The following is a 19,195-nucleotide window of genomic DNA, read 5'->3' as shown; positions in this document are numbered from 1 at the left end:
GGTCGCGGCATGTTCCTCACTCACGGGCGTCGCGGCGCAAAGCGATCCGGGCTGCGGCAGCGGCGTGAGATACTGCACGAAGACCAGTCTGGTGCGCGGCGCCACGGTGCGGATGCGACGCGCGATTTCCATCATCTGCATCTCGTCGCGCGCATAGTCGACTTCGGTAGGCACCTTCACCGCACCGCAGGCCGCCCGCTTGCTGCCCGGAGGCAGTTGGCTGGCGCGGTAGAGGCATGTGGCCGTGAAGAGGTTGCCGATGTAGTTGAGATCATTGCCGCCGATCGTCACCGTGACCAGCCGCGTCTGGGGCGTCACGGCGTTGATCTGAGGCGCGATCTCACCCCAGGGGCCGAGCACGTTGTTGGTCGTGGCGCCCGAGCAGGTGCGGTCGGTGAGGATCATTCCGAAGCGCTCTGCCAGTAGCGTCGGATAGTTGTTCATGCTCTGGCCGCAGCGTGCGGGTGCGCCCGACTTGGCGGGGGGCAGCATCGGGCCGGCGGCGAAAGACGAGCCGATCGCCACGTAGCGCTGGCCGGCAAGGCTCTCGTCGACCACGGCGGACTGCCCGGTCTCGGGAAGCGGGGCCTGAGCCGGGGCCGCAGGCGGTGCCGATGCCTGCGCCTTGGCCTGAGCCTGCCCGTTGGAAATCAGGACGGCGGCAACGATCGCCGTCGACGTGAAACGCTTCATCACTTGACCCAGTCCAGCCCCATCTCTTCGTAGAGATCACGGGCTTCGGCCCAGTTTTCCTCGACCTTGACGTGCAGGAACAGGTGGACCTTCTGGCCCAGCACTTCGGCCAGTTCCTTGCGGGCGGCCTCGCCGATCGCCTTGATCTTGGAACCGCCCTTTCCGAGCACGATGGCGCGCTGGTTGTCGCGCATGACCACGATCTGCTGGCGGATCTCGACCGAGCCGTCCTTGCGTTGCTCATAGGCTTCGGGGCGCACGGCGGCGTCGTAAGGCAGTTCTTCGTGCAGCTGCTTGTAGAGCTGCTCGCGCGTGATCTCGCAGGCGAGCAGGCGTTCGCTGGCGTCGGAGACCTGATCTTCGGGATAGTGCCAGGGGCCTTCCGGCATCAGGCCGGCGAGATGGGCCTTGAGTTCGGGCACGCCGTCGCCGCTGAGGGCGGAAACGAAGAATACCTCGTCGAACTGGACTTTGCCGGTCAGTTCCTGCGCCAGCACCAGAAGCGGTTCCTTGGCGCCCGCGTCGACCTTGTTGATCACCAGGATCTTGCGCTCCGACCGGGTAGCCAGCGCTTCGAGCAGGGGTTCGAGTTCATGGCGGCGCTTCTTGATCGGGTCCACCACCAGCAGCACGGCGTCCGCTTCCTGCGCACCTTCCCAGGCGGCGGCGACCATGGCGCGGTCAAGCCGGCGCCGGGGCGCGAAGATGCCGGGGGTGTCGGCCAGGATGATCTGCACCTCATCGGCCAGCGCAATGCCCAGCAAACGCGCGCGCGTGGTCTGCGCCTTGGCCGAGGTGATCGCCACTTTCTGCCCGACCAGCGCGTTGACCAGCGTGGACTTGCCCGCATTCGGCGCGCCGATCACGGCGACGAGTCCGCATTTTTCAGTCATTTCATTTCCTTCGGTCAGGCATCTGCGCCTGCAATCTGCATTTCTTCGGGACAGTTCACGCCATAACACGCGCGAACCGAATTTGTGTCCTCGACCGCCCGTTGCCGGGTAGATCGCCGTCTTACCCGAATTTTCTCATGAATTCCTCGGCAGCGCGAGTCTCTGCGTCCTGCTTGGAATTAGCGGTGGCCCGCGCGGCGCCGACGTTGTGGACGGCGACCTCTACAGTGAACTGCGAGGCGTGATCGGGTCCGGAGCGTTCGACCAGCTTGTATTCCGGCATGCGGCGGCGGTTTCCGGCCGCCCACTCCTGAAGGGCCGACTTGGGATGCTTGCGCTTGCCCGCCTTGCCCTGCATCGGTTCGGCCCAGAGCTTGCGCACCATCTGTTGCGCCGCTTCGAAGCCGCGTTCCGTGAAGCAGGCACCGATCAGCGCTTCCATCACGTCGCCCAGGATGTTGTCGCTGTCGAGGCCGCCGTCGTCGCGGGCCTGTTTGCCGAGGCGCATGTGCGGGCCAAGCCCGATCCGGCGCGCCACCTGGGCGCAAGTCTGGCGGCTGACCAGCGCGTTGAGACGCTGCGAGAGACGGCCTTCCGCCTCTTCGCTGTTTTCGAACAGCCATTCGGCGACCGAGAGTCCGAGGACGCGGTCGCCGAGGAATTCCAGTCGTTCGTAGTTGCGTTTCTCGCCGGTGCTGCCGTGGGTGAGGGCGGCCAGCCACAAGCCCTCGTCGGCGGGGGCCGCTCCGGAGACTTCGGCGAGAAATTCGCGGTCTTTGGGTTCAAGCACTCAGATCACGCTCCCGATCCGGCTCCAGCGGGCGGCGGTGAACCAGGTCCAGGGCTTGAGCCATTCGGCGTCGCCATCGGTGGAGAACATCATGACGGCGGCCTTGCCCACCAGGTTGTCCTGCGGGACGATGCCGATGCCCTGACCCTCGATCGCCGGGAAGCGGCTGTCGAGCGAATTGTCGCGATTGTCGCCCATCAGGAACATGTGGCCTTCGGGCACGATGTAGACGCCGGTATCGTCCTGCGGCGTCTGGCCGAGGTCTAGCACGTTGTAGCTCTTGCCATTGGGCAGGGTCTCGCGGAACTGCGGGTAGTTGCAGACCGGACCGCCGGCGGCGTCCTTGCCTTCGAATTCGGGCGCGTAGCAGCGGGTGTTCGCGGTGACAGGCAGCACGAAATCGGGCTGCTTGGCGCGCGGTACGGCCTTGCCGTTCAGGAATACCTGGCCGGCTTTCACCTGAACTTCGTCACCCGGAAGGCCGATCACCCGCTTGATGTAGTCCACGTCATTGCCGGGGGGCGCCTTGAAGATCACCACGTCGCCGCGCTCGGGCTGGCTGGCGAAGACGCGGCCGGGGATCAGCGGCAGGCTGAAGGGCAGCGAATACTTCGAATAGCCGTAGGACCATTTCGACGCGAACAGATAGTCGCCGTTCAGCAGGCGCGGCAGCATCGACTCGCTGGGGATGTTGAAGGGCGAGATAATGAAGCTGCGCAACACCACAACGCCCAGCACCAGCCAGAGCAGGAAGGAGAAGAAGCCCTCATCCTTTTTCGCCTCCTTCTTGGAAGGCTTTCCGCCAGTGCCCGAAAGGGGACCGGAGGGCGGTGGGGCGGACTTGTCGGGGGTGTGGCCGGAAGTCGCGGTTTCGATGTCGCTCATGGCCAAAACCCTTGTTGCGCGCGGGGCCTCACGTCAAGAGCGATACCGAACCAAAGCCCATCCGTATCGACCGAAAACGTCATGTATATGCCTTGCTTGGCCGCAAGAATGGCACTTGGCCTTGGGCTGCCCGCTGGGCATAAGGCTGGCCCCAACCCGAATAAAGGAACCATGGCATGAGCGAAACGGTATGGAACAAGCTGAAAGGATTGCCCAAACCGACGCTTGCCGAGCTTTTCGACGCCGATCCGGCCCGTCTGGACCTGCTCGCGACGCGCCTGGAACTGGGTGACGAGACCAGCCCCGGCGCGATCCGGTTCGACTGGTCCAAGACTCACCTCGATGCCGCGCATATCGCTGCCTTCGAGGAACTGGCGGAAGCGATGGACTTCGCGGGACGGCGCGCCGCGCTTTTCGCGGGCGAGATCGTCAACCCCACCGAGGGCCGCGCCGCCGAACATACCGCCCAGCGCGGCGTCGGCAATGAAGAGAGCGTGGCGACAGCTTTCGAGAACCACGCCCGCATGGCCGCCATCGTCGAGGCCATCCATCGCGGTGCCATGGGCGAGGTGAAGCACCTGATCCACGTCGGCATCGGCGGTTCTGCACTCGGCCCGGCATTGGCGATCGACGCGCTGGCCCGTGACGGGGCGATGGTGGAAGTCCACGTCGTTTCCAATATCGACGGTTGCGCCCTGGAAGCGGCCTTCGCGAAATGCGATCCGGCGACGACCATGCTGGCGGTCGCCTCTAAGACCTTCACCACGATCGAAACGATGACCAACGCCGAAAGCGTCCTGTCATGGATGCGCGAGAATGGCGTTGAAGACCCCTACGGCCGCGTCGTGGCGCTCACCGCCGCGCCGGACAAGGCCGTCGAATGGGGCGTGGACGAAACGCGCATCCTGCCGTTTTCCGAAAGCGTCGGCGGGCGCTATTCGCTGTGGTCCTCGATCGGCTTCCCGGTGGCCATGGCACTGGGCTGGCCCGATTTCGCCGAACTGCTGGACGGCGCGGCGGCGATGGACATCCATTTCCGCGATACCGAAAGCCTGGCCAACCTGCCGCTGCGCGCCGCTTTCGCCGATCAGTACTACACGCGCCTGCGCGGCTGCCAGACCCGCGCGGTCTTCGCCTATGACGAACGCCTGGCGCTGCTGCCGGACTATCTCCAGCAGCTGGAGATGGAATCGAACGGCAAGAGCGTGAAGTACGACGGTTCGCCGGTCGATGGCCCCACCGCGCCGATCACCTGGGGCGGCGTCGGCACCGATGCCCAGCACGCGGTGTTCCAGCTGCTCCATCAGGGCACCAACCTCGTGCCGGTGGACTTCATCGCTGCGATCGCGCCGGGAGACGACCTTAACCCCGCGCATCACCGCATCCTGCTTTCGAACTGCTTCGCGCAGGGCGCGGCGCTGATGGCGGGCAAGGCCAGCGAAGACCCGGCGCGCGCCTATGCAGGCGATCGTCCTTCGGCGACGATCCTGCTCGACGAAGTAAGTCCCGCGACGTTCGGTGCGCTGGTCGCCTTCCACGAGCATCGAACTTTTGCCAATGCGGTGCTGATGGGGATCAATCCCTTCGACCAGTTCGGCGTGGAACTGGGCAAGGAAATCGCCAAGCAGATCGAGAAGGGCGGCACTACCTTCGATCCTTCGACCGAAGCGCTGCTGCAGCTTTCCGGCATCTCTTGACGAAAACGCCGGGGCAAGTCGTTTGGACCTGCCCCGGCTCTGGCGGGCTCAACCGGCAAGAAATTCGGTCAGGGCCGGTATTCTAGGCTCTCCGGCCGATCCGCAGGGAACGAATGGCGGGTGCTTTCGGCAGAAGCGCGGCGCCCGGTAAGCTGGCCCAGCAGTCGCTTGCCGTCTTCCCAACTGCCGATCTTCGAATCCGCGTTGATGTGTCCGGTCTCGCCTGCATCCACGAAAGCGCTGCCCCACTGGCGGGCCAGCAGCCGCGCGGTGGGAAAGCCGATCCACGGATCGTTGCGGCTGGCGACCAGGATCGACGGGAAGGGCAGGGCGTCGCTCGGGGTCGGCGCGAAGCCGTTCAGCCGGTCGTCGCGGGGAAAGAAGTCCACTTCCGGCGGCGCGACGAGAAGTGCGCCCAGCACCGGCGAAGAGGTGCCGGGCTGCTCGAATTTCGCCCACCAGGCGGTCAGCAGGCAGCCCAGGCTATGCGCCACGAGAACGACCGGCCTGCCAGCGCGCTGAACCGAATGGTTCAGGCGATTGATCCAGGTATTGCGATGCGGTTTCTCCCAAAGACCGAGATCGACCATCTGGGCATTGTCCAGTTCTTCCGCCCAGCGGCGCTGCCAGTGTCCCGGCCCGCTGCCGTCGAGGCCGGGGATCAGCAGGATGAGCGGTTCCTGTTCGTCCGTCGCGAAGGACGCGGTATGAGATTGCTTATGTGCCATTCTCTCTTCTCCCGATCGAGGAGTTTTCGGGGTCCGCCAGCGCAGGCTGTCCTGTAGGGGAGCGGCATTTGATGTGCTCTCTATAAACTCAACTGAAATGATTGACAATTAAATTGCGCCCGGTTGGGCAGGCGTTCCGACGGTTCGTTGCTTGGGCCGTGTAAAGCGGAGCTTTCGGACCGAGGCGGGACGGCGGGCAAATCACCCGGTGGCAATCGGCTTTGACCTGCCCCATATGCGCCCTGCCCGGACGAAAGCCGGCGCAGCAGGAGCCAAGTGCATGTCAGAATTCGACTACGACCTCTTCACCATCGGCGCGGGCTCTGGCGGCGTTCGCGCAAGCCGGATCGCGGCAGCGCATGGCGCACGCGTGGCGGTGGCCGAGGAGTACCGGGTCGGCGGCACTTGCGTGATCCGGGGCTGCGTGCCCAAGAAGATGCTCGTCTACGGTGCCCATTTCGCGGAAGATCTGGAAGATGCCCGCCACTTCGGCTGGGACATCCCGCAGTGTCACTTCGACTGGATCAAGCTGCGGGACAACGTACTGGGCGACGTCGATCGCCTGAACGGAATCTACACGCAGACGCTTGAGAACAACAAGGTCGAGATCTTCCACGAGCGCGCCACGATCACCGGTCCGCACGAGATCACGCTGGCCAGCGGCGAGAAGAAGACCGCGAAAGTCATCCTGATCGCCACCGGCGCGCGTCCGTTGATTCCGTCCTGCCCTGGCCACGAGCACGGCATAACCTCGAACGAGGCCTTCCACCTCGACGCCTTGCCCAAGCGCATCCTGATCGCGGGCGCCGGCTATATCGCCAACGAGTTCGCGGGCATCTTCCACCAGTTCGGTTCGAAGGTGACGCTTATCAACCGCTCGGACCAGCTTCTGCGCGGCTACGACGAATCGATGCGCGACCGGTTGCTGCAGATCTCGCTGACCAAGGGCATCGATTTCCGCTTCAACGCCGACTTCCGCGGCATCGAGAAGAACACCGACGGCACGCTGACCGTCTCCATGACCAATCACGATCCGCTCGAAGTTGACTGCGTTCTGTTCGCCACCGGCCGGGTGCCTAACGTCGAAGGCCTCGGCCTGGAGAACGTCGGCGTGGAACTCGACGAAAAGAACGCCATCAAGGTAGACGAATATTCGCAGACCAACATCGATCACGTCTATGCCGTCGGCGATGTGACCAACCGCGTGCAGCTTACCCCGGTCGCGATCCGCGAGGGGCAGGCCTTCGCCGACACCGTGTTCGGTGGCAAGCCGACGACGCTCGATTATTCATGCATTCCCTCGGCCGTGTTCAGCCATCCGCCGATCGGCGCGGTTGGCCTGACCGAAGCGCAGGCGCGCCAGCAACTCGGTTCGGTGGAGATCTATACCAGCGACTTCCGCCCGATGAAGAACGTGCTTGCGGGCCGTAACGAACGGTCGCTCTACAAGATGGTCTGTGAGGGAACGACCGGGAAAGTGGTGGGACTGCACATGATCGGGCCGGAGGCGCCGGAGATCATCCAGGCTGCGGCTATCGCGGTGAAGGCCGGGCTGACGAAGGCCGATTTCGATGCGACCGTGGCGGTACATCCCACCATGTCCGAAGAGCTTGTGCTGATGAAATAGGGCGCTTGGGGAACCAGGTCTGATGGAGAAAAGGGCGTTGCGGCCGTTCGGTCGCACCGCCCTTTTTATTGCGCCCTTTTTGCTGTGCAGCGAGAAATCGGGCCAGCAGGCGGAACATCGTGGTTTTCGCATAGGCGATGGACGGTCACGAAAGGCATCGGTGGGGCGAAATCCGCATGAACCTGCCACTTTTCTGGTTTAACCGATCACTTAAAACTATTGACCTGAACCGCCCAACCTGCCTAGCAGGGGCAATAATTCGTGCCGTCAAGGTCACTTGCCAAGGGAACCCGGATGTCCGCCAATATCGCCGAAATGGAAAATCGCCGCGCTGCCGCAAAGCTGGGCGGGGGTGAGAAGCGGATCGACGCGCAACACGCCAAGGGCAAGCTGACCGCCCGCGAACGGCTCGACATCCTGCTCGACGAAGACAGCTTCGAGGAATTCGACCTCTACGTCGAGCATGACTGCACCGATTTCGGCATGGAAAGCCAGCGGATCCCCGGTGACGGCGTCGTCACCGGATCGGGCACGATCAACGGACGCCTCGTCTTCGTGTTCAGCCAGGACTTCACTGTGTTCGGCGGCTCGCTCTCGCACCGTCACGCGCAGAAGATCTGCAAGCTGATGGACAATGCGCTGAAGGTCGGCGCGCCGGTGATCGGCCTCAACGACTCCGGCGGCGCCCGCATTCAGGAAGGCGTGGCCTCGCTCGGTGGCTATGCCGAAGTGTTCCAGCGCAACGTGCTCGCCTCAGGCGTGGTGCCGCAGCTATCGCTGATCATGGGCCCCTGCGCGGGCGGCGCAGTCTATTCGCCGGCCATGACGGACTTCATCTTCATGGTGAAGGACAGCTCCTACATGTTCGTCACCGGGCCGGACGTGGTGAAGACCGTGACCAACGAAGTCGTCACGCAGGAGGAACTAGGCGGTGCGGTCACCCACTCCAGCAAGACCTCGGTGTCCGACCTTGCGCTGGAAAACGATATCGAGGCGTTGCTGGCGGCGCGCGATTTCTTCGACTTCCTGCCGCTGAGCAACCGCGAGGAAGTTCCCGAGCGTCCTTGCGCCGATCCGTGGGACCGCGCCGAGGAAAGCCTCGACACCGTGATTCCGCCCTCGGCCAACCAGCCTTACGACATGCATGAGGTGATCCGGAAGACGCTCGACGAGGGCGACTTCTTCGAGGTCCAGCCGCTGCATGCTGGCAACATCATCGTCGGTTTCGGCAGGATCGAGGGCAAGACCGTGGGCGTGGTTGCCAACCAGCCGATGGTGCTGGCGGGCGTGCTGGACATCAACTCCTCCAAGAAGGCGGCGCGTTTCGTGCGCTTCTGCGATGCCTTCAACATCCCGATCATCACCTTCGTGGACGTTCCGGGCTTCCTGCCGGGCACCGATCAGGAGCACAACGGCATCATCAAGCACGGCGCCAAGCTGCTGTTCGCCTATGCCGAGGCGACGGTGCCGAAGATCACCGTGATCACCCGCAAGGCCTATGGCGGCGCCTATGACGTCATGGCCTCCAAGCACTTGCGCGGCGATCTCAACTACGCCTGGCCCACCGCAGAGATCGCGGTGATGGGCGCCAAGGGCGCGGTGGAGATCATCTTCCGCGGCCTCTCGCCCGAAGGCATCGCCGAGAAGACCAAGGAATACGAGGACCGCTTCGCCAATCCCTTCGTGGCGGCGAGCCGGGGCTATATCGACGAGGTGATCTACCCGCACTCGACCCGCAAGCGCATCGCGCTGGGCCTGCGCAAGCTGCGGAGCAAGAGCCTCGAAAACCCCTGGAAGAAGCACGACAACATTCCGCTCTAACGAAGACGATCCTCTCCATGCCGCGACAGACGGCACGCATCGAACAACCAGATTGGGAACAGGCAATGGAAGACATCTACATCGTCAGCGGCGTGCGCACGGCAGTCGGTGACTTCGGTGGTTCGCTGAAATCGTTCATGCCGTCCGACCTCGGCGGCAAGGTCGTGACCGAGGCGCTGGCTCGCGCGGGCGTTGCTCCCGAAGACGTCGGCCATATCGTCATCGGTCAGGTCATGCCCACCAGCGCCAAGGACGAGATGCTCAGCCGCGTGATCGGCATCAATGCGGGTGTGCCGTTCGAGGTGCCGTCGCTGACGCTCAACCGCCTGTGCGGATCGGGCGTGCAGGCGATCGTTTCGGCCGCGCAGATGATGAAGCTGGGCGAAGCGGGGATCACCGTGGCCGGCGGCGCGGAATCGATGTCGAACGTACCCTATCACGACCACGGCGTGCGCTGGGGCAAGAAGATGGGCGCGAACACGCAGGAAGACGCGCTGACGGTTGGCTTGTCGGACGCCATCGGCGGCTACCATATGGGCATTACGGCCGAAAACGTGGCCGAGCGCCACTGCGTCACCCGCGAGGACATGGACGCACTCTCCGCGACCAGCCACCAGCGCGCCGCCCGCGCCATCGCGGAAGGCCGTTTCAAGGACCAGATCCTTCCGATCGAAGTGAAGACCCGCAAGGGTGTGACCGTCTTCGATACCGACGAGCATGTCCGCGCCGACACCACGGCGGAGACGCTGGCCAGCATGAAGCCCGCCTTCAAGAAGGATGGCACGGTCACGGCGGGCAACGCCTCCGGCATCAACGACGGTGCCGCTGCCGTGGTGCTGGCGACCGCTTCCGAAGTCGAAAAGCGCGGCCTGAAGCCGATGGCGAAGATCGTCGCCTGGGGCCATGCCGGTGTCGAGCCTGCCTACATGGGCGAAGGCCCGATCAAGGCGGTTCCGGTGGCGTTGAAGCGCGCCGGGCTTTCGCTCGACCAGATCGACGTGATCGAGAGCAACGAGGCTTTTGCCGCGCAGGCCGCCGCCGTTTCCAAGGTGCTCGGCTTCGATCCGGAGAAGGTGAATCCGAACGGTTCGGGCGTCTCCATCGGTCACCCGGTCGGCGCCACCGGCACGATGCTCGCCATCAAGTGCATGTATGAGTTGAAGCGCACCGGCGGGAAGTACGGCCTCGTAACCATGTGCATAGGCGGCGGGCAGGGCATCGCTCTGGTGCTGGAGAACGTGGCGTGAAGCTGGGTCGTCTCAACCATATCGGCGTCGCCACGCCCGATCTCGACGCCTCGATCGCGTTCTATCGCGACGTGATGGGCGCCACCGATATTACCGAGCCTTTCGTGCTCGAAAGCCAGCAGGTTCGCGTCTGCTTCGTCAATACGCCGGGTGAAGGCGATACGGCGGGAACGCAAATCGAACTGCTCCAGCCGACCGCGCCGGACTCGGCTGTGGGCAAGTGGCTGGAGAAGAACCCACTCGGGGGCCAGCACCACATCTGCTACGAAGTGTCCGACATTCACGCGGCCAAGGCCTGGTTCGAGGGCCTCGGCAAACGCGTGCTGGGTGAGCCGCGCGTGGGCGCTCACGGGACGCTGATCTTCTTTGTCCACCCTAAGGACATGGGCGGTCAGCTCACCGAGATCATGGAAACCCCCAAAGGGGCACATTGAATTTGAACGTCGTCCCGGACCTGATCCGGGACCGCTGGCCGTGAACGGCCCACCTCGCGGCAGGGCGCTCTTCTGATAGCGCCCGCCTAAAGACAGACACCGGTCCCGGATCAAGTCCGGGACGACGATGCAGGAAGCCGAAGATGGCAGACGTCAACGACTGGAAGGCAGCCGCCGACAAGGAGGTCAAGGGCAGGGACCTGACCTGGAACACGCCCGAGGGTATTGCGGTAAAGCCGCTCTATACCGCCGAAGACGTGAGCGTCGATCCCGGCCTTCCCGGCTTCGCGCCGTTCACGCGCGGCGTGCGTGCGTCGATGTATGCCGGTCGTCCCTGGACCATCCGCCAGTATGCGGGCTTCTCGACCGCCGAGGAATCGAACGCCTTCTATCGCCGCAACCTGGCAGCGGGGCAGAAGGGCCTTTCGGTCGCCTTCGACCTTGCCACCCATCGCGGCTATGACAGCGATCACCCGCGCGTCGTGGGTGACGTGGGCAAGGCCGGCGTCGCCATCGATTCCGTCGAGGACATGAAGATCCTGTTCGACGGGATTCCGCTCGACAAGATGTCGGTATCTATGACGATGAACGGCGCGGTGATCCCGATCCTGGCCTTCTTCATCGTTGCCGGCGAAGAGCAGGGCGTCGACCGCAAGCTGCTCGACGGGACCATCCAGAACGACATCCTCAAGGAGTTCATGGTCCGCAACACCTACATCTACCCGCCTGAGCCTTCGATGCGGATCATCTCGGACATTTTCGGCTATACCAGCCGCGAGATGCCGAAGTTCAACTCGATCTCGATTTCCGGCTACCACATGCAGGAAGCCGGGGCGACGCAGGTGCAGGAACTGGCCTTCACCATCGCGGACGGCGCGGAATACGTGAAGTACGGCGTGGCATCGGGCCTCGATATCGACAAGTTTGCGGGCCGCCTGTCGTTCTTCTTCGCCATCGGCATGAACTTCTTCATGGAAGTGGCCAAGCTGCGCGCCGCGCGCGTGCTGTGGCACCGGGTGATGACGGAGCTTGGCGCCAAGGACGAACGGTCGAAGATGCTGCGCACCCACTGCCAGACTTCGGGCGTGAGCTTGCAGGAGCAGGACCCCTACAACAATGTGATCCGCACCACGATCGAGGCGATGGCCTCGATGCTGGGCGGCACCCAGTCGCTGCACACCAATGCACTGGACGAGGCGATCGCGCTGCCGACCGACTTCTCGGCCCGCATCGCCCGCAACACGCAGATCATCATCCAGGAGGAGACCGGCATGTGCAATGTCGTCGATCCGCTGGGTGGGTCGTATTATATTGAATCGCTGACGCAGCAACTGGTCGACCAGGCCTGGGAGATCATCGAGCGCGTGCAGGCCGAGGGCGGCATGGCCAAGGCCGTCGCCGCCGGCTGGCCCAAGGCGATGATCGAAACCGCCGCCGCTGCCCGTCAGGCGCGAGTGGACCGGGGTGACGACGTGATCGTCGGCGTCAACAAGTACCGCCTCGCCAGCGAAGACCTGCTGGAAACGCTGGAAGTCGACAACGCCAAGGTCCGCGAAGGCCAGATCGCCCGCATCAACAAGATGAAGGCGGAGCGTGACGAGGCCAAGTGTCAGGCAGCGCTGAAAGCCCTGCGCGATGGTGCCGCCGCGCCCGCCAGTATCGAGAACAACCTGCTCGCACTCGCCGTCGAATGCGCCCGCGCCCGCGCCACGCTGGGTGAGATCAGCTCGGCCATGGAGGACAGCTTCCAGCGTTATGGCACCCAGCCGACCCCGGTGAAGGGCGTCTATGGCGCGCCTTACGAGGGCGACGGCCGCTGGCAGCAGGTGCTGGACGGCGTGCAGGCGGTGGAGCGTCGCCTCGGCCGCAAGCCCAAGGTCTTGGTCGCCAAGATGGGGCAGGACGGCCACGATCGCGGCGCGAATGTCATTGCCTCGGCCTTCGGGGACATGGGCTTCGACGTCGTGTCGGGTCCGTTGTTCCAGACGCCGGAGGAGACCGTCGTGCTCGCACTGGACAGCGCGGTCGACGTGGTCGGCGCGTCCAGCCTTGCGGCCGGGCACAAGACGCTGATCCCCGAACTGATCCAGAAACTGCGCGAAGCGGGTCGGAGCGACATCAAGGTGATCGCCGGCGGCGTCATCCCGCCGCAGGACTACGAATATCTGCGCAATGCCGGCGTGCAGGGCATCTACGGCCCCGGTTCCAACGTGGTGGAATGCGCGGCGGACGTGCTGCGCCTGCTCGGTCACAACATGCCGCCGCTCGGTTCTTCGCTCGAAGCGGCGGAATAAGGATGGCCACGCTGGATCGACGCCGCGCTTGCCCCTATGACCGGGGTTTGGCCGCGCGTCATCCCGCGCGCACCGCCTGAGGAATGAATATGACCGAGACCCCCGCCATCGCGCCCCGTATCGACTGGACCCGTGAGGAAATCGCGGCGCTGTTCGACCTGCCGTTCACCGAACTGGTGTTCCGCGCGGCCGAAGTGCATCGCGCGCACCATCCGCACAACGAAGTGCAGCTTTCGACGCTGCTTTCGATCAAGACCGGCGGCTGCGTGGAAGACTGCGGTTATTGCTCGCAGTCGGTTTCGGCCAACAGCGGGGTCAAGGCGACCAAGCTGATGGAAGTGCAGCAGGTGCTCCAGCGCGCGGCGCAGGCGGCGGACCAGGGCTCGACCCGCTTCTGCATGGGCGCCGCCTGGCGCAACCCCAAGGACCGCGACATGCCCGCCATCATCGAGATGGTGAAGGGCGTGCGCGCGATGGGCATGGAAACCTGCATGACGCTGGGCATGCTGACGCCCGATCAGGCGGACATGCTCTCCGAAGCGGGCCTCGACTACTACAACCATAATATCGACACTTCGCCCGAGCGTTACGACCAGGTGATCACCACGCGCACGATGGATGACCGCCTCGACACGCTGTCGAATGTGCGCATGGCGGGCATCAACGTCTGCTCCGGCGGCATCGTTGGCATGGGTGAGACGCGCGCCGATCGCGTGGGCTTCGTCCACACGCTGGCGACGCTGCCCGATCACCCGCAGTCGGTTCCGGTCAACGCGCTGGTTCCCGTGAAGGGCACCGTGCTGGGCGACATGCTGGCCGACACGCCGCTCGCCAAGATCGACGATGTGGAATTCGTGCGTACCGTGGCGGTCGCGCGCATCACCATGCCGCTGTCGATGGTGCGCCTCTCGGCGGGCCGCGAATCGATGTCCGAGATGACGCAGGCGATGTGCTTCATGGCCGGCGCGAACTCGATCTTCACCGGCGACCAGTTGCTCACCGCGCCGAACGCGGGCGATGACAGTGATGCTGCGATGTTCGCGCGCCTCGGCATCAAGCCCATGGCCATCGAACTGACCGAGGCGCAAGTCGAAGCCCAGCGCATGCCCAAGGGCTGCGCCAAGCTGGAAGCTGCTGAGTGAGCATCTGGATTGCCTTGTCGGTTGCCGTCTTTCTTCTGGCGGCGGCGGCCCTCAGGGCAAAGCAGCTTTCGTCGAGATTGATGTTGTTGGGTGTCTTGGCGGCGATTTTTACCGCCGCAGGAGGCTCTGTTATTTTCGCATCCGGAATGAACGATGACGTTTCGGTTAAGCCGGTAGCGTTTGCTGGTGGGCTGCTCGTGGCCTTCATTCTTATCTCTATTCGATCTCTTCGAGGGAAGTCTGCGTAGATGTTCAAGAAAATCCTCATCGCAAACCGGGGCGAGATCGCCTGCCGCGTGATCAAGACCGCGCGTCGCATGGGCATCCAGACCGTCGCCGTCTATTCCGACGCCGACGCGCGTGCGCCGTTCGTGCAGATGGCCGATGAGGCGGTGCACATCGGCCCCGCGCCGGCCGCGCAGAGCTATCTGATTGCCGACAAGATCATCCAGGCCTGCAAGCAGACCGGCGCCGAAGCGGTCCATCCCGGTTACGGTTTCCTCTCCGAGCGCACCTCCTTCGCCGAAGCGCTGGCCGCAGAGGGCATTGAATTCATCGGCCCCCCTGTGGGCGCGATCGCCGCGATGGGGGACAAGATCGAGTCCAAGAAGCTGGCCAAGCAGGCCGGCGTCAACGTAGTGCCCGGTTTCGTCGGTGAGATCGAGGATACCGAACATGCCGTGCGCATCTCGAACGAGATCGGCTATCCGGTGATGATGAAGGCCAGCGCCGGCGGCGGCGGCAAGGGCATGCGTCTGGCCTACGACGAAAAGGACGTGCGCGAAGGCTTCGAGAGCGTGAAGCGCGAGGGCCTCAATTCTTTCGGCGACGACCGTGTCTTCATCGAGAAGTTCATCCTCAATCCGCGCCACATCGAGATCCAGATCCTCGGCGACAAGCACGGCAACATTCTCTACCTGAACGAGCGCGAATGCTCGATCCAGCGCCGCCACCAGAAGGTGGTGGAGGAAGCGCCATCGCCTTTCGTCACTCCGGCGATGCGCAAGGCTATGGGTGAGCAGTGCGTCGCCCTGTCGCGCGCAGTGGGCTACTATTCGGCGGGTACGGTGGAACTGATCGTCTCGGGCGCGGATGCGACGGGCGAGAGCTTCTACTTCCTCGAAATGAACACCCGTCTTCAGGTGGAGCATCCGGTTACCGAGGCAATCACCGGCGTCGACCTTGTCGAGCAGATGATCCGTGTGGCGGCGGGCGAGAAGCTGGAAATGACGCAGGCCGACGTGAAGATCGACGGCTGGGCTATCGAAAACCGCGTCTACGCCGAAGATCCCTATCGCGGTTTCCTGCCCTCGACCGGCCGCCTCGTGCGCTATCAGCCGCCGGTTGACGGCTGGACCGAGGACGAGGACGAGGACGCCAACGGGCGCCGCGGCGTGGACGGCATTCGTGTCGACGACGGCGTCTACGAAGGCGGCGAAGTCTCGATGTTCTACGACCCGATGATCGCCAAGCTGATCACCTGGGGCGAGACGCGTGACGAGGCGGCGGACAAGCAGGTGGCGGCGCTCGACCAGTTCGAGATCGAGGGCCTTGGCCACAACATCGATTTCGTCTCGGCCATCATGCAGCACCCGCGCTTCCGCTCGGGCGAGCTGACCACCGGGTTCATCGCCGAGGAATATCCCGAGGGCTTCACCGGCGCGCCTGCGTCGGAGGAATTGCAGGGCAAACTGGCCGCCGTCGCGGCTTTCGTCGCCACCGCGCGGGCCGACCGGGCGCGCAGGGTCGACGGGCAACTGGCGCCGCATCGCCTTGTGCCGCCGTCGGAATGGACCGTCACCATCGACAAGGCGGCCTACGAAGTCGTCATCGACGATGAGGACGTCACGGTGAACGGCGTGGAGGTCGAGTTGGCGATGGAATACACGCCCGGCGATCGCCTGATCGAGGCCGAGATCGACGGCGAGACCATCGGCATCCGCGTCGCGCCCACGCGCACGGGGTTGAAGATGATCACGCGCGGCGCGATCCACGATGTGCAGATCCTGCCCAGCCGCGTGGCGTCGCTGAGCCGGCACATGATCGAAAAGATTCCGCCGGATCTCTCGAAGTACCTGATCTGCCCGATGCCGGGCCTGCTCGTCGCGCTCCATGTGGGCGAGGGCGACAAGGTGGAGGCCGGCCAGCCGCTGGCCGTCGTCGAAGCCATGAAGATGGAAAACATCCTGCGCGCCGAGAAGTCGGGCGTGGTCAAGGCGGTCAACGCCAAGGCCGGTGAGAGCCTTGCGGTGGACGCCGTGATCCTCGAAATGGAATAAATGCATCTCGATCACGACCCCGCCGCGCCTGCGGCCGAGCAAGTCACCTTCGACGACTTCCTGAAAGTGGACATCCGCGTCGGCACGATCGTCGCCGCGGAAGTCTACGAGGGAGCGCGCAAGCCGAGCCTTAAACTGCGGATCGACTTCGGTCCCGGCATCGGTGAGCGCAAGAGCGTGGGGCAAGTCGCCGCGCTCTATTCGCCGGAAGAACTGATAGGGCGGCAGGTGGCGGCGGTCGTGAACTTTCCCACGCGTCAGATCGGCAAGGCCGTGTCCGAGGCGCTGACGCTCGGCTTCGCGGACGAGGAGGGCCGGGTGGTCCTTTTCGCACCGGACATGCCGGTTCCCAACGGTTCGAGGTTGTTCTGATGACGGGTTTTGCCGCGCTGCTGGCCGCAGCGGAGGAGATCGAGGGCGGCTTCGTTTTCGACATCACTGAAGACTGGCTTCAGGGCAGAACGGCCTATGGCGGGCTGACTTCGGCGCTGTCGCTGGCGGCCGCGCAGCGTGTCGATCCGGGGCTTCCGCCGCTGCGTTCGGGCCAGTTCGCGATGATCGCGCCGTTGGCCGGTCGCGTGGAAGCGCGGGCGCGGATCGTGCGCAAGGGGCGCAATGCCACTTGGGTCGCAGCGGAACTGTCGGGCGAGAAGGGTGTAGGCTTCACCGCCAGTTTCGTTTTCATGCGTCGGATCGAAAGCGCGGCGGATATCGCGGGCTATTCCATGCCGGAGCGCGTGACGCCGCCCGCCGAGGCCAGGCCGGTGCCGATGGAGCAGGCGCCGGCGTTCCTTCGCGAGAATTTCGATGCTCGTTTCGCGTTGCCGAAGTCTGCCCTGGGAGAGGCGGATCTGTGCTGGTGGGTGCGCTTGAAGGAGCGCGAGGGCTTCGACCCGGCGCTGGAGGCGGTGCTGGTGGGTGATGCCTTGCCGACGGCGGTGCTGCCGCTCGTCAATTTCAAGGTGCCGATCAGTTCGATGCATTGGCACGTCAACATGCTGGAACCGGCGCCGACGACCGAGGATGGCTGGTGGCTGCTGCGCTCCACCAGCGAGTTCGCCCGGGGCGGCGGGGCCAGCGAGCACATCCTTCAGTGGAATGCCTTGGGCGTGCCGGTGATTGCCGGGATGCAGTCGGTCGCCGTGTTTGGCTGAACAGACGATCTCGCCGCCCCGGCAGCCGTGGCGGCGGTATTTCGAAATCAGCTTTCGACGGTATTCCCGGCCAGGGTCTTGCCCAGCGCGATCTTGAATGCGGCGAAGGCGATCAGGCCCACGGCGGCCGAGGCGACGTGGAGCAGCCAGAACGAGACGGTATCCATCGAGGAATACCAGCCGCCCACTTCGCCCACCACTTTGTTCGCGCCGAAGAACGCCAGGTAGTAGATGCCCACCACCGTCGCATTGAGCGCGCGCGGGGCGACCTTGGTGAACAGGGCGAGGCTGACCGGCATGATGTGCGCGAAGCCGATCGAGTTGAACAGGTGGAACATCACCGGCCAGAAGAGGCCGATCTTGGCGTCCCCGGCGGTGGCTGCGGCGATCACCAGGCACATGCCGCCCATCATGCTGAAGACCGAGCCGATGATCATCTTGCCCAGTTCGTCCGGCTCGCGGCCGGTGCGGCCGGAATACCACTTCCAGAATGCAGCGACGACCACCAGCATCGAGAAGCTGAGCGTCGCATCGATCGTGATCATCCAGCTTGTCGGCAGGGTTTCGCCGAAGAAGGTGAGCTGGAACTTCTCGTCCGCCCAGACGAGGTAGGCGTTGAAGATTTCCTGGTTGCTCATCATCGCGACGGCCAGCACCGGAACCAGCACGGCCAGCGCCCCGAGGCGCGGCCAGTCGGAGCGGGTCAGGCGAATCTTCGGAGCTTTCTCACCCTTGCGGGCGCGGTTGTCGGCGGGAAGCCACGGTCCGGCCTTGAGGTAGATCATGAGGCCCAGCACCATGACCACGCCGGCCGTGCCGAAACCGTAGTGCCAACCGACCTTTTCGCCCAGCGTGCCGGCGATCAGCGGGGCGGCGATGACGGAAACGTTGATGGCGATGTAGAAGATTTGGAACGCCATGGCGCGGCGCAAGTCGCCGGGCCTGTAGAGTTCGCCGACCTGGCTGGCGATATTGCCCTTGAACAGGCCCACGCCCACCACCAGCGACATAAGCGCAAGCAGGAACATACCCTCGAAGGCCATGAGGAAATGACCGAACGACATGACCACGGCTCCGGCGATCAGCGTGGCTTTGCGGCCCAGCCAGCGGTCCGCGACGATGCCGCCGAGGATGGGCGTCAGGTAGACCAGCGAAGTGTAGTCGCCGAAGATCGCCGAGGCCAGCGGCTGTCCCTCAAGCCCTGCATAGTGCCAGCCGCGCAGCCAGGAGAGGCCGACAACCTGTCCGATGTTCTCGGGCAGGAGCAGGTACTTGACCATGTAGAGCACGAGCAGCGTCTGCATGGAATAGTACGAGAAACGTTCGCACCCTTCGACGAAGGAGAGATAGCCCAGCCCTTTCGGGTGGCCCAGGAAGGCGCGGTCGTTCCGCTCGACTTCCTCGGGGAAGTCAAGCTCGGGGGTAGCTTCGGCAACGGTCATGGAATGTTAGTCTCTCTGGCCTGATTCTGTGACGACCCGGTATTTTTGTTATGTCAACGCGCACCATAG

At 64.2% G+C, this 19,195-nt stretch carries 17 protein-coding genes; 11 read left to right on the top strand and 6 right to left on the bottom strand.

Features of this window, described 5'->3' with window-relative positions:
* The 4 genes from ACI3K3_RS13450 to lepB form a co-directional block, all read right to left on the bottom strand.
* Positions 1-693 (bottom strand): SGNH/GDSL hydrolase family protein (locus ACI3K3_RS13450; protein ID WP_404914453.1); only part of this gene is annotated, 693 nt, incomplete at its 3' end.
* Complete coding sequence (gene era / locus ACI3K3_RS13445) at positions 693-1,586, bottom strand: GTPase Era (RefSeq protein WP_404914451.1); 894 nt, start codon at positions 1,584-1,586, stop codon at positions 693-695. The genes ACI3K3_RS13450 and era, both read right to left, overlap by 1 nt.
* Positions 1,587-1,707: 121 nt before the next feature.
* The gene (gene rnc / locus ACI3K3_RS13440) at positions 1,708-2,376 is read right to left on the bottom strand and encodes a ribonuclease III (RefSeq protein WP_404914449.1); all 669 of its coding nucleotides are present in this window, start codon (positions 2,374-2,376) and stop codon (positions 1,708-1,710) included.
* The gene (lepB, locus tag ACI3K3_RS13435; protein ID WP_404914447.1) at positions 2,377-3,261 is read right to left on the bottom strand and encodes a signal peptidase I; all 885 of its coding nucleotides are present in this window, start codon (positions 3,259-3,261) and stop codon (positions 2,377-2,379) included.
* A 176-nt stretch (positions 3,262-3,437) separates the two neighbouring features.
* Between lepB and pgi the strand changes: the two genes are divergently transcribed.
* Positions 3,438-4,958, top strand: a complete 1,521-nt coding sequence (gene pgi, locus ACI3K3_RS13430) for a glucose-6-phosphate isomerase (RefSeq protein ID WP_404914445.1) — start codon at positions 3,438-3,440, stop codon at positions 4,956-4,958.
* Between the two features lie 68 nt (positions 4,959-5,026).
* Here the strand turns inward: pgi and ACI3K3_RS13425 are convergent, their stop codons facing one another.
* Positions 5,027-5,686, bottom strand: coding sequence for an RBBP9/YdeN family alpha/beta hydrolase (locus ACI3K3_RS13425; protein WP_404914443.1), 660 nt, complete (start codon positions 5,684-5,686; stop codon positions 5,027-5,029).
* A 280-nt stretch (positions 5,687-5,966) separates the two neighbouring features.
* On the opposite strand from ACI3K3_RS13425, the gene gor reads away from it, so the two are divergent.
* The 10 genes from gor (at position 5,967) to ACI3K3_RS13375 (ending at position 17,684) form a co-directional block, all read left to right on the top strand.
* On the top strand, positions 5,967-7,313 hold the full coding sequence (gene gor / locus ACI3K3_RS13420; protein WP_404914441.1) for a glutathione-disulfide reductase: 1,347 nt from the start codon (positions 5,967-5,969) through the stop codon (positions 7,311-7,313).
* Between the two features lie 294 nt (positions 7,314-7,607).
* On the top strand, positions 7,608-9,134 hold the full coding sequence (locus ACI3K3_RS13415) for an acyl-CoA carboxylase subunit beta (RefSeq protein WP_404914439.1): 1,527 nt from the start codon (positions 7,608-7,610) through the stop codon (positions 9,132-9,134).
* A 65-nt stretch (positions 9,135-9,199) separates the two neighbouring features.
* Positions 9,200-10,381: a beta-ketothiolase BktB gene (gene bktB / locus ACI3K3_RS13410; protein WP_404914437.1), complete on the top strand. Its 1,182-nt coding sequence runs from the start codon at positions 9,200-9,202 to the stop codon at positions 10,379-10,381.
* Positions 10,378-10,815, top strand: coding sequence for a methylmalonyl-CoA epimerase (gene mce, locus ACI3K3_RS13405; RefSeq protein ID WP_404914435.1), 438 nt, complete (start codon positions 10,378-10,380; stop codon positions 10,813-10,815). The genes bktB and mce overlap by 4 nt, the downstream gene beginning before the upstream one ends.
* A gap of 143 nt (positions 10,816-10,958) precedes the next feature.
* Positions 10,959-13,109: a methylmalonyl-CoA mutase gene (gene scpA / locus ACI3K3_RS13400; protein WP_404914433.1), complete on the top strand. Its 2,151-nt coding sequence runs from the start codon at positions 10,959-10,961 to the stop codon at positions 13,107-13,109.
* 89 nt (positions 13,110-13,198) lie between these two features.
* Positions 13,199-14,251 carry a biotin synthase BioB gene (bioB, locus tag ACI3K3_RS13395; protein ID WP_404914431.1) on the top strand — a complete coding sequence of 351 codons (1,053 nt, stop codon included), beginning with the start codon at positions 13,199-13,201 and terminating at the stop codon, positions 14,249-14,251.
* Positions 14,248-14,499: a hypothetical protein gene (locus tag ACI3K3_RS13390; RefSeq protein WP_404914429.1), complete on the top strand. Its 252-nt coding sequence runs from the start codon at positions 14,248-14,250 to the stop codon at positions 14,497-14,499. The genes bioB and ACI3K3_RS13390 overlap by 4 nt, the downstream gene beginning before the upstream one ends.
* Positions 14,500-16,530: a biotin carboxylase N-terminal domain-containing protein gene (locus tag ACI3K3_RS13385; RefSeq protein ID WP_404914427.1), complete on the top strand. Its 2,031-nt coding sequence runs from the start codon at positions 14,500-14,502 to the stop codon at positions 16,528-16,530. It abuts the gene before it with no gap.
* Positions 16,531-16,902 (top strand): tRNA-binding protein, encoded by a 372-nt coding sequence (locus tag ACI3K3_RS13380; RefSeq protein WP_404914425.1) that lies wholly within the window; start codon positions 16,531-16,533, stop codon positions 16,900-16,902.
* Positions 16,902-17,684: a thioesterase family protein gene (locus tag ACI3K3_RS13375; protein WP_404914423.1), complete on the top strand. Its 783-nt coding sequence runs from the start codon at positions 16,902-16,904 to the stop codon at positions 17,682-17,684. The genes ACI3K3_RS13380 and ACI3K3_RS13375 overlap by 1 nt, the downstream gene beginning before the upstream one ends.
* Before the next feature lie 47 nt (positions 17,685-17,731).
* Here ACI3K3_RS13375 and ACI3K3_RS13370 read toward each other — a convergent pair whose 3' ends face one another.
* Positions 17,732-19,126: a peptide MFS transporter gene (locus tag ACI3K3_RS13370; RefSeq protein ID WP_404914421.1), complete on the bottom strand. Its 1,395-nt coding sequence runs from the start codon at positions 19,124-19,126 to the stop codon at positions 17,732-17,734.
* Between the last annotated feature and the right edge of the window lie 69 nt (positions 19,127-19,195).

It is taken from the genome of Novosphingobium sp. ZW T3_23, from assembly GCF_044987305.1.
GTDB lineage: Bacteria > Pseudomonadota > Alphaproteobacteria > Sphingomonadales > Sphingomonadaceae > Novosphingobium.
Note: the sequence above shows the minus strand (reverse complement) of the source record. Positions and strands in the feature narration are given on the sequence as shown.